Here is a 13,977-nt window from a genome sequence, read left to right as displayed (position 1 = left end):
GCGGGTTCGCAGGGCCGGCCCTCGCACCGCCTCGCGGTCGCCGAGGACGGCCCCGTCGCCCTCGCCGCCCAGGTCCACGCGGACGGCTTCCGCGCGGCCCTGGTCGGGCTCGGCGGCCGGCTCGTTGCCACCGCGCCCGGCTGCGAGGTCGTCGACGCGGACCCCGCGAAGGTGCTCGGCTCCGTCGTCGAGGCCGGCGCCGACCTGCTGCGGCAGACCGGCCGGCGCTGCGTCGGCGCGGGACTCGCCGTACCGTCCGCCGTCGCCGAGCCGGAGGGCCTGGCCCTGAACCCCCTGCACCTGGCCTGGCCGGCCGGCGCCCCGGTGCGGCGGATCTTCGCCGAGCAGGTGCGCGCCGCCGGCATCGACGGACCCGCCTTCGCGGCGAACGACGTCAACCTCGCCGCGCTCGCCGAACACCGGCACGGCGCCGGACGCGGCGCCCGCGACCTGCTCTGCGTCGCCACCGGCCACCGGGGCGTCGGCGGCGCGCTGGTCCTCGACGGCCGTCTGCACAGCGGCAGTTCCGGACTCGCCCTGGAGGTCGGCCACCTCACCGTCAACCCCGAGGGCCGCCCCTGCCACTGCGGCAGCCGCGGCTGCCTGGACGTGGAGACCGACCCGCTGGCCTTCCTCACCGCGGTCGGACGCGAGCCCGGCTCCGAGGTGTCCCTGCTGCGGGAGTCCAACGACCTGATCCGCGGCCGGTACGACGACCCGGCCGTCCGCACCGCCACCGAGGCCCTCATCGACCGCCTCGGTCTGGGTCTGGCCGGTCTGGTGAACATCCTCAACCCGGACCGGATCATCCTCGGCGGACTGCACCGCACCCTCCTGGACGCCGATCCGGAACGGCTGCGTGCCGTGGTCGCCGACCGCAGCCTGTGGGGGCAGAGCGGCAGCGTGCCGATCCTGCCCTGCACGCTGGACCACAACAGCCTGGTCGGCGCGGCCGAGTTGGCCTGGCAGCCGGTGCTGGACGACCCTCTGAGGGCGCTGGCCTGAGTGGCCGGCCGGGTCAGGACGCCGGGCTGCCTCCGCCGCTCGGCGCGTGGCTGAGGTCCACGACGCAGAACACGTTGCCGTCCGGGTCGGCGAGGACCACGAAGTCGGGGTCGGCCGGGTAGAGGTCCCAGTCGACGGTCTTCGCGCCGAGCCCGATCAGCCGCCGCACCTCGGCCTCCTGTTCCTCCGCCGTGTCCACGAACAGGTCCAGGTGCAGCCGGGGGTGCGGCTCGACCGGCGACTCGCTGTACATCACGGCGAGGGCGCGGCCGGAACCGTCCGCGTACGTGAGCGTCCGCCAGGTCTCGCTCGCCATCTCCTCACTGGCGACCAGGTCCAGCGCGGCCGTCCAGAACGCCACCGCGCGGGGCACGTCCGTGACACCGATGACAGGGAATCCGAGTCTCAACATGGCCCAGAGCCTAGGCGTCCCGGCCGTGCGCGCCGCCCAGGGCACGTAACGGGCGATTCCCCTCCCGCACCGCACGCGCGCACCGGCACCTCGAACCCGAGAGCGCAGGGAGCAGACGCCGTCCGTTCCCCTACTCCCCGCGCGGTACGCACACTGCCGCCGGCCGTACGACGACCCGGACCCCCTGCCGGGGCGACGCTCGGAAGCGACACACAGGACATCGCCACCGAGGAGCTGGACGACATGCAGACCCTGGCACACTTCGCCGACGGCGGTCCCGGCCCGTGGATCCTTCTCTTCCCGGTGCTCTGGGCGCTGGTCATCGCCGGCGGCATCACGCTGCTGCGCCGCACCGTGTGGCGCGGTCGCCGCGGCCCCTGGCGCCCGGCCGCCGTCGAGGACGACAACTCGCCCATCGCCGTACTCGGTCACCGCTTCGCCTCCGGCGAGATCGACGAGGACGAGTACTGGCGCCGGCTGTCCGTGCTGGACGAGCAGTTCGGCCGGCCGGGCAAGCGCGGCGCGGCATGACGACGAGGACCCTCGCCCGGCCCGGCGACACCGTGGAGGCCGAGTGGCCCGGCACCGCACGGCGCGCGGGCCCGCGGACCGGACGCCCGCCGGCCCGCCGCCGCACGGCCCGCGGCAGCGAGGGGTCACCGCCCGGTCAGCCGGCAACGGCCGACCGGGCGGGAGCGGGTTGTGGTCTGCCGAGCTCGACGGCGTGCTCGACCTCGGCGAACGCGCCGACGGGCACCTCGTCGACCACGCGGCGCGGCGGACGCGCGGCGACGGGGGCCACGGTGGCGGCCGTGGGAAGCGTGAACCAGACGACCTTGCCGGACTCGCCGTCCGGCCGGGCGCCCCAGCTCTCGCTCATCGCGGCCACCATAGCGAGCCCGCGCCCGCAGGTGGCGAGGGGCTCGGCGTCGTCCACCACGGGCAGACGCGGATCGTGGTCGCGCACCGAGACCGTGAGCCGGTCCAGGAGCAGTTCTATCTCCACGGTGCACGTCTTGTCGGGCGCGGCATGCAGATGGACGTTGGTCAGCAGCTCCGTCACGCCGAGCGCGGCCCGGTCGATCAGGGAGTCCATATGCCAGTAGCGCAATTGCGCAGATACGATTCTGCGGACCTGGCCGATCCGCGACGGCAGGGCTTGGAGCTCCACCGTGCAGTGTCTGCTTGGGTGACTGATCACGGCTGCGACTCCCCGACATAGAGGTCCGGAAGAACACGGAGTTCGGATCCAGCAGGGCGCACGCGGCGCATCGCCGCCTGCTGTCATGGCCGGCGGGCTGGTTCGCAGCGTTATCGCCGGTAAACCCAGAGTGACGTGAGACCAGAGTGACGCAAGGGGTGAGGCACCGCAAGTCACGGACATCTCAGCCGTCGTGCCCCGACGCCCTGTGCACGGCTTCGATGAAACGGCGTGCGGCGGGCGGGCCCGGCTCGCCGGGAGCGGGGTCGCGCTCGCCGAGGGTCAGCAGGTACCGCTTGCCGTTGAGATCGGCGAGCGCCCGGTCCTCCGGGGCGAACCAGGGCCGGGAGGCGCGCACGGCCTGCACCGGCGCGCTGTCGATCTCGCTGCCGTAGCTGGTGAGCAACTCCAGCCTGCCGCCGCTGATCCGGACCTGCCCGGCCCGGGTGAGCGAACGCAGCCGCTTGCCGATCCGCACCCCCGTGGCCGTGAACTCCGGCTCCGCCATGCCGCCGCCCCCTCGTGCGCGTCGGTCTGCCGGACCATGGCACCGCGGGAGGCCCGGTACCGGCTCGTGTCGTGCTCCAGTTGCGCCCGTGACGGGACCCCGGTCCCGCCGGGTGAAGTCTGCCCGCACCCGGCGTCGAGCACCAGTACGCGCCGCCCCTTTCCGGGGGCGCCCGGAGCACTCGCGCGAATGCGCCCCCACCCGCGCGCGGCCGTTGCCCCAGGCCGCCTTTGGGGCCCTCAAAGGTGTGTTTATGCAGGTGAGAAGCGTGTGGAAGGTGCTTATGATCGGTGTGCCGGCCGCGCGAGGCGCCGTCGGAGCGCAGCGTAAGGAGCCCCGTCGTGAGCACCCCCCAGCAGTCCCGGACCGGCGCGACCCTCGACGTCGACCACAGCGACGCCGACTACCGTGTCTGGCTGAAAGAAGCCGTGCGCAAGGTCCAGGCCGACGCCAACCGGTCGGCCGACACGCACCTGCTCCTGTTCCCGCTGCCGGAGCGGTGGGGCATCGACCTCTATCTGAAGGACGAGTCGACCCACCCGACCGGCAGCCTCAAGCACCGGCTCGCCCGCTCCCTCTTCCTCTACGGCCTGTGCAACGGCTGGATCCGTCCGGGCCGGCCCGTGATCGAGGCGTCCAGCGGCTCGACGGCCGTCTCCGAGGCGTACTTCGCCTCGCTGATCGGCGTGCCCTTCATCGCCGTCATGCCCCGCACGACCAGCGCCGAGAAGATCCGCCTGATCGAGTTCCACGGCGGGCGCTGCCACTTCGTGGACGACTCTCGCAGGATGTACGAGGAGTCCGCACGTCTCGCGGCCGAGACCGGCGGCCACTACATGGACCAGTTCACCTACGCGGAACGGGCCACCGACTGGCGCGGCAACAACAACATCGCCGAGTCGATCTTCCGCCAGCTGCGGCTGGAGCGGTTCCCGGAGCCGGCGTGGATCGTCGCCACGGCCGGTACCGGCGGCACCTCGGCGACCCTCGCGCGCTATGTGCACTACATGCAGTACGACACCCGCGTCTGCGTCGCCGACCCGGAGAACTCCTGCTTCTTCGACGGCTGGACCACCGGCGACTCCGACGTCACCTGCGACTGCGGCTCCCGCATCGAGGGCATCGGCCGGCCCCGGATGGAACCGAGCTTCGTGCCCGGCGCGATCGACCGCATGATGAAGGTGCCCGACGCCGCGAGCGTCGCCGCCGTACGGGCCCTGGAGCACGCCATCGGGCGCAAGGCCGGCGGGTCGACGGGCACCGGGCTGTGGAGCGCGCTGAAGATCGTCGCCGAGATGGTGGCCGAGGGACGCCGCGGCAGCGTGGTGACCTTGCTGTGCGACCCGGGCGACCGGTACCTCGACAAGTACTACTCGGACGCGTGGCTCGCCGAACAGGGCCTGGACATCCGTCCGTACGCGGCGGCGATCGAGTCCCTCCTGCACACCGGCGCCTGGCCCGAGTGACCGGCGGCCGGCCCTACCGCCCGGCCAGGCGCCGGTCCAGCGACGCGACCGCGTCCCGGAAGGCCTGTCCCAGCACCGGGCGGGCCAGGTTCAGGGCGAAACGGAAGGGCGCCGTGCCGTCGGCGACGAAGGCCCACCGCACGCACGTCCCGACGCCGGCCCGGGCGGGTCGTCCGGGCGTCGCCGAGTACCGGACTCAGGCGTCGCCGTCCGGCTCGCCCGCCACGACCAGCCGCAGATGCTCCGCGATCTCCGCCCGCGCGTCCGCCGGCAGACCGCCGTCGGTCACCAGCGTGTCGACCTGCTCCAGCGTCGCGAACGAACTCAGGCCCACCACACCCCACTTGGTGTGATCGGCGACCACCACGACCCGCCGCGCCGACTGCACCAGCCGCCGGTTGGTCTCCGCCTCCGCGAGATTCGGCGTCGACAGACCCGCCTCGGCCGATATCCCGTGCACCCCGAGGAACAGCAGGTCGAAGTGGAGCGCCGCGATCGCCTGGTCGGCGACGGGCCCCACCAGCGAGTCGGAGGGGGTCCGCACACCGCCGGTCAGCACCACCGTGGCCGTGCCCTGCCGCGCGCCCGAGGTCCGCTGCGCCACGTGGAACACGTCGGCCACCCGCACCGAGTTGGTCACCACGGTGAGGTCCGGCACGTCCACCAGCCGGTGCGCCAGCGCGTACGTCGTCGTGCCGCCGGACAGCGCGATCGCGGCGCCCGGCGCGACCAGCTCGGCCGCGGCCCGCGCGATGTCCTCCTTGGCCGTCGGCTCCAGACCCGACTTGGCCTCGAACCCCGGCTCGTGCGTGCTCGCCTCGACCACCGGCACCGCGCCGCCGTGCACCTTCTCCAGCACACCCTGCCGGGCCAGCGCGTCGAGGTCGCGGCGGACCGTCATGTCCGACACGCCTAGCTTCCGCGTGAGTTCGTTGACCCGGACACCACCGCGGCGGCGCACCTCGTCGAGGATCAGGGCGCGTCGCTGCTCCGCGAGGAGGTTCGAATTCTCGCTCACGTACGCTTCGGTCCTTTCGCCGCAAAACCGTCCGACACGCCCCGCCCACCCGCTCCCACGAGGAGTTCTCCCCGCTCCGGTGCACGGACGTCCCATCCTCGCACGCCCCGCCACGGGCCGCGCCACCGGCTGTGGAAGCGCACACGCCCCTGCGGCCCCGCCCGTCACACGGTTCGGGGAGATTCCGTGCCGAGGGGTGTGGGAGGCCCGCGAAGTGGAGATCCTTGTGCCCGCACGGACAGGCCGACGGCGCGTCACGGGGGAGTGCGGACAGTGGAACAGGCACAGGAAAGGGACGGAACCGGCGGCGGCAGCGACCCCGCCGTCCCCGTCCCGCGCTCCCGGGAGACCGGCACCGCTCTGGAACTCCTGGTGCACGGCGTGGGCGGCACGACACCCGCCGAGATGCTGGACGACCCGCGCACCGTGCGGGTCACCGGCGACCACATCGCGGCCGTCTTCCGGCGCACCGAGGACGCCGACGCCGAGTCCCGGCCCGAGGACTACCGGGGCCGGCCGGTGCCCGAGGCCTACGTCTGGTGCAACCTCACCTCCGGCAACGGCACCCGTGCCCTGTGGCTGCTGCTCCTGCCGTTCATGGTGGTCAACCTCGCCCACTGGATGCGGCCCACCGCGCACGGCCGGATCCGGACGGTCCGGCTCTACGGGCTGCTGGTGCGGCTCGCCGGACTGACCCTGACGGTGCTGCTGGTCGCCGCGGCCTGCGAGGTCGCCATCGACCTCGTCGCCTGGCAGTGCGCCGGCACACCCGCCTGCGCCCAGCGGCACTCCTGGCTGGGCTTCCTGTCGCCGGCGGGACCGGACGGCGGCTGGTGGAGCCCGCCCGGCCGCAGACTCGCCCTCGCCGCCGCCGTGCCCGCCGCGCTCACGGGCCTCCTGTGGTACCTGTCCCTGCGCACCTGGCGTGCCTACGAGTCCCAGCAGCCGATGGACCGCACCGCCGGCCCCGAGGAGGACGCTGGCCACACCGCCCTGAACCGGCCCGGATTCTGGTACGGGCGGCGCCTGGTCGCGCGGCTGCGGGCCTCGCACACCGCCGCGGGACTGCTGACGGTCGCCGCCGCGGTCGGCGTGCCGGCGGCCCGCTTCGACCGGGCGCCCGGCGGACCGGCGCTGCTCGACACGCTCGGATGGCTGCTGGAGGCCGCACTCGCCGCCGGCGCGATCGCGGCCGTCGGCGTCACCTGCCGGCGGGGACGCAGCGAGAACCACCTCGACCGGCGGCTCGACCGGCACGTCGTACGCCGCCTGCCGCTCGCCTCCCTCGTCCTGCTCGCCCTCGCCCTGGTGTACGGCGGCTGGTCCCGCCCCGGGTGGACGTCGGCCGGCCGGCTGCCCGGGGACATGACCTTCGGCGGCATCGCCCTGGTGCAGGGACTGCTGGTGATCGTCCTCGGTGTGGTCGCCCACGCCCTGCACCGCGCCCTCCCCGACCCGCGTGCCGCGATCCGAGGCCTCGGCGGCCCCGCCGTCGCCATGCTGGCCTGCGCGCTCGGGGGCGTGATGTCCGGCGGGGTGGCGCAGCGGGTGTCGGACTGGCTGGACGGCACCGGCACCTCCATCGACGGGCCGCCCGTCCTGCTGACCTGGCAGGCGTCCGTCATCCCGCCCCTGCTCATCGCCGTGCTGCTGCTCTGCGCCGTCCTCGCCCGGCGCACCTGGCGCCTCGCCCGTTCGGAGCGGGCCGCCGTGGAGGGCGACCACCCCGGCGAGGCCGGCGACCCGGCGCGCACCCGCCGTATCGCGAGGGCCCGCGCCATGGCCGGCCTCACCGACCGGGGCCCCCTCGTCGTCGCCCTCACCTCCGTCGCCACGCTGCTGCTGGGCGCGGCGGCCCTGGCCGGGGCCCTGGCGACCGACCAGGTGCCGGCCGACGCCGCGAACGGGACGTACGCCGTCGTGCACGGAGCCGCCCAGACCGCGCAGGCGCTGGGCTCCTGGCTCATCGGCCTCGGCTTCATACTCTTCGTCACCTGGGGCCGGCGCGCCTACAAGGACGCCTCCGCCCGGCGCACCATCGGCATCCTGTGGGACGTCGGCACCTTCTGGCCGCGCGCCGCCCACCCCTTCGCGCCGCCCTGCTACGCGGAGCGCGCGGTGCCCGACCTGACCTGGCGCATGGCGACCTGGACCCGCGCCACCGGCGGGCGCCTCGTCATCTCCGGGCACTCGCAGGGCAGCGTCCTCGCCGCCGCCGCGGCCTGGCAACTGGCGCCCTCCGCCCGCAAACGGGTCGCGCTGCTGACCTACGGCTCCCCGCTGGAGCGCCTCTACGGCCGCTGGTTCCCCGCCCACTTCGGACCCGAAGCGCTCGGCTCCCTGCACCGGGACGTCGACTGCTGGCGCAACCTCTACCGGCGCACCGACCCCATCGGCGGTCCGATGCGGCTGCCCGGCGACTGCGGCCCGGCCGTCGACCGCGAACCCCTCAAGGATCCGCTGACCTACGGCCGCACCGAACTGCACCCGCTGCCCGCCCCGATCCTCGGCCACTCCGACTACCAGGCCGACCCGGCCTTCGCCGAGGAACGGCGACGGCTGCTGGCCCGGCTCCGCCCGGAGGTACCGGCGCCGCGCCACACCGGCCAGACGGCCCCGCCCGTCCCGGGCGCGGACGGCGGCCCCGGCGGCTGCTAGGCCGCGGGGCTCCTTCCCCGGCAGGTTCTACCGGGGCAGGTCCGGCAGGTCCTCCTCGTAGAGCAGGCTCAGGTCGTCCGTGCTCGGGTCGGCCAGCTGGGCGACGCGGCTCGCGTGTCGCTCCACCATCGCCTCGAAGGTCTGGCGGGCGGTGCGGCCGTTGCCGAAGGCCGGGCCCTTGGGGATCGCCGCGAAGTACCGCGTCAGCGCCCCGGGCACGTCCGGCGCCAGCCGGTACTCGTGCTCCTCGGCCTGCTGCTCCACGATCCGCAGCAGCTCCTCGGGCCCGTAGTCGCCGAAGGTGATGGTCCGCGAGAAACGGGACGCCACCCCGGGGTTGACCGACAGGAACCGCTCCATCTCCGCCGTGTAGCCCGCGACGATCACCACGACCGCGTCCCGCTGGTCCTCCATCAGCTTCACCAGCGTGTCGATGGCCTCCTTGCCGAAGTCCCGGCCCGCGTCCTCCGGCGACAGCGCGTACGCCTCGTCGATGAACAGCACGCCGCCGCGCGCCCGCTGGAACGCCTCCTGGGTGCGGATCGCCGTCGAGCCGATGTGCTCGCCGACCAGGTCGACGCGGGACACCTCGACGAGATGGCCCTTCTCCAGTACACCGAGGGAGGCGAGGATCTCGCCGTACAGCCGGGCGACCGTCGTCTTGCCGGTGCCGGGGGAGCCGGTGAAGACCAGGTGCCGCTTGACCGACGCGGCCTTCAGCCCCGCCTGCTGCCGGCGCCGGCCCACCTCGATCATGTCGGTGAGGGCCCGGACCTCCCGCTTGACGCTCTCCAGGCCCACCAGAGCGTCCAGTTCACCGAGGACGGCCTTGGACGTCCGCGCGGGCTCCTCGGGTCCCGCGCCCGCGATCAGCGGCTCCTGCTCGGTGCTGCGCTGCCCGGGGATCGAGCCCAGCAGTCCGCCGGGGGAGTGGGCCACCGTCTCCACGGCCGTCTCCCGCGCCGGGGGCGGCGCCAGACCGCCGCCGCTCTCGTCACTGGCGCAGTCCTCGACGAGCGGCCCCGAGTCGGACGACGCGTCCGCGCCGCCGTCCGCGAACTCGAACCCGCCGCGCGCGCACCGCTCCGTACGGCACTTGCGCAGCGTCGTACGGCAGCCGTCGATCACATGGAAGCCGTAGCCGGCGCTGCCCGTCACCCGGCAGCCGAGGAAGCTGCCGCGGCCGCCCGCCGACACGTAGACCCCCGCCTCGGAGGGGGAGTCGACCGTGCAGCGCTCGATGGTGGGGTCGGCGCCCTTGGTGACGATCACCCCGGTGCGGTTGCCGGACAGGGTGCAGTTGTTCAGGGTGCCGCCGCTGCCGTGGTCGCGGAACCACGCGCCCGTCGCCGCGTCCCGGATGCGGCAGTCGTCGAGCTGCGCGACCGCGCCGTCACTCACCGAGACCGCCGTGTTCCGCACCTGGGACAGATCGCTGTCCACGACGTCCACGCGCGAGCCGCGGTCCAGCACGAACAGCGCGTCCGGCACGTCGTGCACGCGGCAGGAGTCGAGCACCGCGGTGGCGCCGTCGCTGACCCAGACCGCCGGATAGTCGCCGGTGCTGTCGAAGATCTCGCACTGGTTGGCGTCCACGCGCGTGCCCGGGTCCCACACCGACAGGCCGTTGCGCCCGAACTGCCGCACGCTGGTGCGGGTCAGGGTGAGCACGGAACGGGAACGCAGGTCGACCGCGTTCTCCGGGATGTCGTGGATGCGGCAGTCGGCGAGCGTGAGCACCGCGTCGGTGTCGAGCGTGACACCGTCGGAGGTGGTGCGGTGCACGTCGCAGTCGGTCAGGTGCGCGGTGGCCCGCCCGGACACCTGGACGCCGCTGCCCCGCACCTCGTAGATCTCGCAGCCCACCGCTTCGAGACCGGAGTGCTCACCGGTCGCCGTCAGCCCCGAACCGGCGGCGTGGTGGATCCGGCAGCGCTCCAGCCGGGGGTGTGCGCCGGAGCGCACCGCGACACCCGCCTGCCCGGCCGAGACGACCTCGCACTCCTCGAACACCCCGCCCCCGCCGTCGAGGACGGCGATGCCGACGCCCGCCGGATTGTCGACGGTGCAGCGCCGCACCGTGGGCCGGGCGCTGCCGCGCACCTCGATGCCGGACGCGGACCGCGTGACCACCCGGACGTCCAGCAGCTCCGGCGTGCCGTCCTCGACGAGCACCGCGGGCGCCGCCGCGTCCTGGCCCTCGACGTGCAGGTCCTGGACGACGGCCGAGGCACGCACCGTCAGCGGCACCCCGTCGGCGGGCGCGATCCGCACCGAACCCTGGGCCCCCTCGGGGCCGCGCAGGGTCACCGCCCGCTCCACGACGAGGTTCTCCCGGTAGGTCCCGGGGGCGATGGTGAGGACGTCACCGTCGGCCGCGGCCTCCAGGGCGGCGGCGAGCGATGCGTACTCACCCGTGCGGCGCCGCCACCGCGAGGTGCCGGTGTGCGTCACCTGGACCGTGCCCTGTGCCATGGCGTTGCTGTGCCCCCACCTCGTCGTACTGATGGCTCGTTCGCCGTCGGGGACGCCCCGGCCGGGGCGGGACCGCGGCCGGGCCCGTGGGCCCGCACGCGCTTCCGACACCGGCGCGCACCTGTGGCTTCCTCACGCGCGGGTTGTCGCCGATTGCTTCGGCCGGTCCACCGTAGCGTGCGGGCGGACGGTGGGTTGACCAGAGGCGGAAGCCGGTCAGCTGCCGGTGCCGGTCCGGCCCCAGTCCGGTCCCGCCCGCTCCCACTCGCGCTCCCAACGGTCGTAGCGGCGGCGGACCATGCGCCATACGACGATCCGCCGGCCGGCCTCGACCAGCGCCGCGGTCACCAGGGCGGCGCCGGCGCCGGCGAGCGCGGCGTGCGTCGTGGCGGTGGCGGAGTCCAGCGGGCGGGCCACCAACCGGCCCTGCTCGTCGGTCCATATCCGGAAACGGTCGCCGGGGTGCGGGTCCCGCAGGGCCGCCAGGACGGAACCGCGGCGCTCGGAGCCGTCCGCCGCCTCCCAGCGGGCGAGGACCCGGCTGCGCAGGTCGCCGGCCGAGACGCCCTCCGGGTCGACGTCGAACGGGGAGTGTTTCAGCTCGCGGACGACAGAGGCCGTCACCTGGTGCCGGGTCTCGTGCTGGGCCCGGACCGACCGCTGGAGGACGTCCTGCGCCGCGCCGCCCACGAGGGCGCCGATCAAAGGCGCGACGAAGAGGATCAGCAACAGGCCCGACAGGGCGACCCAGGCCTCGGCCAGGTCGGTCGTGCGGCGCAGCGGATTGTGCCGCCAGCGCCAGAGTCCCCTGATCGCCCGCACCGTCCGGCCCCCTTCCCGCTCCCTGCCGCCCCCGGTCGATCCGTCCTGCCGCGAGCCGGTCCGCAGGACCCGACGGCATCCCGCCCCGGGCCCTCGGCCGGCTGCTCTCACACATTTCTCATGAAAGCTCAACGCCCGTGCCGGGCAACGGGTTCCCGGTCACCGGGTCGTCAGTGTGTCGCCTCCGTCACTCGACGATCCGCACCGGGTCGCCGACCCGGACCGTGCCGGGGCCGAGGGGCACGAGATTCTGTCCGAAGACGAGCCTGCGGCCGATGCGGCGGTGCCGCCCGAGGCTGTACAGGGGCTCTCTGCCGCGTACGGCGGTGTCCTGGTCGGTGGTCGTCACCACGCAGCGTCCGGACGGTTTGGCGACGCGGAAGCCGACCTCGCCGACGTCGACGCGCGACCAGCCGTCCTCGGCCCACGCACCGGTGCCGGTCACGACCAGGTTCGGCCGGAAGCGGCTCATGGGCAGCGGGCCCTCCGCCGCGTGATCCCCTTGCGCGATCAGGGAGTTGAGGGCGTCGAGGGACGCCGTCGTCGTGATCAGCAGCGGAAAGCCGTCGGCGAAGGAGACGGTCTCGCCGGGCAGCGCGTACTCGGGGTCGACGGGCCGGCGCCTGCCGGGGTCGTCCATGTGCACCAGCCGCACGTCCGCCCCGGCATGTGCGCTGCACCAGGCGTGCACGGCGTCGTCCTCGGCCGGGACCGCCTCGACCTTGTCACCGAAGATCTGCACCGGGACCGTGCTCACCGCGCGCGGGACCGGGACCGTGAGCGGACCACTGCCGGGCGCGGACAGCCGGACGCCGCCGCCGGGCAGAAGCTCGGCGGCGGCCAGGGCGAGGCGCGGCTGCTCGCGCTGTGTGACGACCTTTCCCCCGTCGTCGACCAGCATCCAGCGGCGGTCTCCGGCCAGCCCCCAGGGCTCCACGACGGCTTCCCGGGGCGCGAGGCCCCGGAACGCCTTGACCGGATGGACGTGAATCGACTGAAGTCGCGCGTTCCCCATGGAGTCATGGTGCCAGGCGGCACCGACAGCCGGGGAGACGGCTCAGTAGCCGCGGTACTGCTGGTTGTTGTACGGGTCCTGATAGGGCGCCGGGGCGGGACGCGGCGCCGCGGGGCGCATCGCCTCGTACCCCGCGGGGCCGGGCGCGGCCGGGCGGGGCTGCTGCGGCTGCTGGGGACCGGGGTATCCGCGCGGGGCGCCCGCCTGCTGCGGGATGTACGCGGTGGGCGCCTGCTGGAGCGGGGCGGGCTGCTGCATCTGCATCTGCTGCATCTGCTGCGGATAGCCGTAGGAGGGCTGGGAAGGTGCCGCCGGGAGGGCCGGCAGGGCCGACGGGAGCGCCGGCAGGTGGCTGCCCGGCGCGTCGTACGCGGCCGGAACCCGGATCGGGGCGATCTGCGGGGTGCCCCGCTCGGCGACGAGCGAGTCGTAGATCGGGGTGTCCGGGAAGGAGGCGGAGTAGTAGCCGCCGCCATAAGTGGAGCGGGGGGAGGTCATGGCCATAAGTTAAGCCCACGATGTGCTGGTTGGGGAGACCGATAAGAGGGTTGTTTTGCGGGCTCGCGGTGACCTGAGATCCCCAATCAGAGCGAACTCGTCGAAAAGGGGCAGCGCGGGGCGCGATCTTGGGGTAAAGGCCAAGTTCCGGGCGGGTTACCGGCGGTTGACCGACGGTGTTCGCCCACTCCTCCTGAGCGGTCCCCGGCCGGGGGAATAGGTTGGGCGGGGAAAACTTGACGAACCGCCGGGACGCGGCCCGGCGCGGTGACACGTGATGGGGGCGGACATGTCAATGTCGAAGGGCTCGAACACCCCGGCGCCGAGCACGGAGCTGCGGGTCGAACTGGGCTGGCGGTCCGGCCCCGGCGTGCCCGACGCGGACGCCTCGGCACTTCTCCTGGTGGCGGGCAAGGTCCGTTCCGACGCGGACTTCGTCTTCTACAACCAGCCGGCGCACTCCTCAGGCGCGGTCCGGCACGAGGGCAAGCGGGACGCCGGCGGCCGGGTGACCGACAGCCTGCTGGTCGACCTCGCGCGCGTGGAGCCCGCGATCGAGACGGTGATCGTCGCCGCCTCCTCGGACGGCGGGTCGTTCGGCCAGGTCCCCGACCTGTACGTCGAGGTGCGCGACGCGGCGCAGAACACCGTCGTCGCCCGCTTCGACAACCCCGGCGCCACGGTCGAAACGGCGTTCGTGCTCGGAGAGTTCTACCGCCGCCAGGGCGCCTGGAAGTTCCGGGCCGTCGGCCAGGGGTACGACAGCGGCCTCGCGGGCCTCGCCACCGACTACGGCATCACGGTGGACGAGCCGCAGCAGGCCCCCGCCGCCGTCACACCCCCCGCCCCGGCGCCGGCCCCGGCCGCCGTGCCGCCCCCGCCCGTGACGCGGCCCGCGG

General features: G+C 74.1%; 13 protein-coding genes and 1 pseudogene. 5 read left to right on the top strand and 9 right to left on the bottom strand.

What is annotated here, in order from left to right; translation table 11 throughout:
- A partial coding sequence (locus tag GTW67_RS25855; protein ID WP_161167187.1) for an ROK family protein occupies positions 1-1,005 on the top strand: 1,005 nt, incomplete at its 5' end.
- A 13-nt stretch (positions 1,006-1,018) separates the two neighbouring features.
- Here GTW67_RS25855 and GTW67_RS25850 read toward each other — a convergent pair.
- Positions 1,019-1,417 carry a VOC family protein gene (locus GTW67_RS25850; RefSeq protein WP_161167186.1) on the bottom strand — a complete coding sequence of 133 codons (399 nt, stop codon included), beginning with the start codon at positions 1,415-1,417 and terminating at the stop codon, positions 1,019-1,021.
- Between the two features lie 243 nt (positions 1,418-1,660).
- Here GTW67_RS25850 and GTW67_RS25845 point away from each other — a divergent pair, with 243 nt between their 5' ends.
- Positions 1,661-1,948, top strand: coding sequence for an SHOCT domain-containing protein (locus GTW67_RS25845; RefSeq protein WP_161167185.1), 288 nt, complete (start codon positions 1,661-1,663; stop codon positions 1,946-1,948).
- A gap of 136 nt (positions 1,949-2,084) precedes the next feature.
- Here the strand turns inward: GTW67_RS25845 and GTW67_RS25840 are convergent, their stop codons facing one another.
- Entirely contained in the window at positions 2,085-2,588 is a 504-nt protein-coding gene (locus GTW67_RS25840) for an ATP-binding protein (RefSeq protein ID WP_161167184.1), read from the bottom strand.
- Positions 2,589-2,802: 214 nt separating this feature from the next.
- On the bottom strand, positions 2,803-3,126 hold the full coding sequence (locus tag GTW67_RS25835; RefSeq protein WP_161167183.1) for a hypothetical protein: 324 nt from the start codon (positions 3,124-3,126) through the stop codon (positions 2,803-2,805).
- Between the two features lie 341 nt (positions 3,127-3,467).
- Between GTW67_RS25835 and cds1 the strand changes: the two genes are divergently transcribed.
- Positions 3,468-4,592, top strand: a complete 1,125-nt coding sequence (gene cds1 / locus GTW67_RS25830) for an L-cysteine desulfhydrase Cds1 (RefSeq protein WP_161167182.1) — start codon at positions 3,468-3,470, stop codon at positions 4,590-4,592.
- Positions 4,593-4,605: 13 nt separating this feature from the next.
- Here the strand turns inward: cds1 and GTW67_RS25825 are convergent.
- Positions 4,606-4,752, bottom strand: a pseudogene (locus GTW67_RS25825) (SRPBCC family protein); the annotation flags it as partial.
- 36 nt (positions 4,753-4,788) lie between these two features.
- On the bottom strand, positions 4,789-5,610 hold the full coding sequence (locus tag GTW67_RS25820; RefSeq protein ID WP_161167181.1) for a DeoR family transcriptional regulator: 822 nt from the start codon (positions 5,608-5,610) through the stop codon (positions 4,789-4,791).
- 273 nt (positions 5,611-5,883) lie between these two features.
- Between GTW67_RS25820 and GTW67_RS25815 the strand changes: the two genes are divergently transcribed.
- Complete coding sequence (locus GTW67_RS25815) at positions 5,884-8,268, top strand: hypothetical protein (protein WP_524539820.1); 2,385 nt, start codon at positions 5,884-5,886, stop codon at positions 8,266-8,268.
- A gap of 27 nt (positions 8,269-8,295) precedes the next feature.
- Here the strand turns inward: GTW67_RS25815 and GTW67_RS25810 are convergent, their stop codons facing one another.
- The 4 genes from GTW67_RS25810 to GTW67_RS25795 form a co-directional block, all read right to left on the bottom strand.
- Positions 8,296-10,743, bottom strand: coding sequence for a right-handed parallel beta-helix repeat-containing protein (locus GTW67_RS25810; protein ID WP_161167180.1), 2,448 nt, complete (start codon positions 10,741-10,743; stop codon positions 8,296-8,298).
- 216 nt (positions 10,744-10,959) lie between these two features.
- Positions 10,960-11,565 (bottom strand): Rv1733c family protein, encoded by a 606-nt coding sequence (locus tag GTW67_RS25805; protein ID WP_161167179.1) that lies wholly within the window; start codon positions 11,563-11,565, stop codon positions 10,960-10,962.
- Positions 11,566-11,752: 187 nt separating this feature from the next.
- A complete protein-coding gene (locus tag GTW67_RS25800) occupies positions 11,753-12,580 on the bottom strand; it encodes an MOSC domain-containing protein (protein WP_161167178.1) in 828 nt (275 codons plus the stop codon).
- Between the two features lie 42 nt (positions 12,581-12,622).
- Entirely contained in the window at positions 12,623-13,078 is a 456-nt protein-coding gene (locus tag GTW67_RS25795; RefSeq protein ID WP_161167177.1) for a DUF6643 family protein, read from the bottom strand.
- Positions 13,079-13,373: 295 nt separating this feature from the next.
- On the opposite strand from GTW67_RS25795, the gene GTW67_RS25790 reads away from it, so the two are divergent.
- Positions 13,374-13,977: TerD family protein (locus GTW67_RS25790; RefSeq protein ID WP_161167188.1), on the top strand; the 604-nt coding region annotated here is incomplete at its 3' end.

The organism is Streptomyces sp. SID5910 (genome assembly GCF_009862125.1).
Lineage (GTDB): Bacteria > Actinomycetota > Actinomycetes > Streptomycetales > Streptomycetaceae > Streptomyces.
This window is presented reverse-complemented; position numbering and strand designations above follow the sequence as displayed.

What these genes read in the sequence shown, in the direction of transcription:
- GTW67_RS25850 (WP_161167186.1), bottom strand. Translation starts at nt 1,417, where the DNA reads ATGTTGAGACTCGGATTCCCTGTCATCGGTGTCACGGACGTGCCCCGC.
- GTW67_RS25845 (WP_161167185.1), top strand. Translation starts at nt 1,661, where the DNA reads ATGCAGACCCTGGCACACTTCGCCGACGGCGGTCCCGGCCCGTGGATC.
- GTW67_RS25835 (WP_161167183.1), bottom strand. Translation starts at nt 3,126, where the DNA reads ATGGCGGAGCCGGAGTTCACGGCCACGGGGGTGCGGATCGGCAAGCGG.
- GTW67_RS25810 (WP_161167180.1), bottom strand. Translation starts at nt 10,743, where the DNA reads ATGGCACAGGGCACGGTCCAGGTGACGCACACCGGCACCTCGCGGTGG.
- GTW67_RS25800 (WP_161167178.1), bottom strand. Translation starts at nt 12,580, where the DNA reads ATGGGGAACGCGCGACTTCAGTCGATTCACGTCCATCCGGTCAAGGCG.
- GTW67_RS25795 (WP_161167177.1), bottom strand. Translation starts at nt 13,078, where the DNA reads ATGACCTCCCCCCGCTCCACTTATGGCGGCGGCTACTACTCCGCCTCC.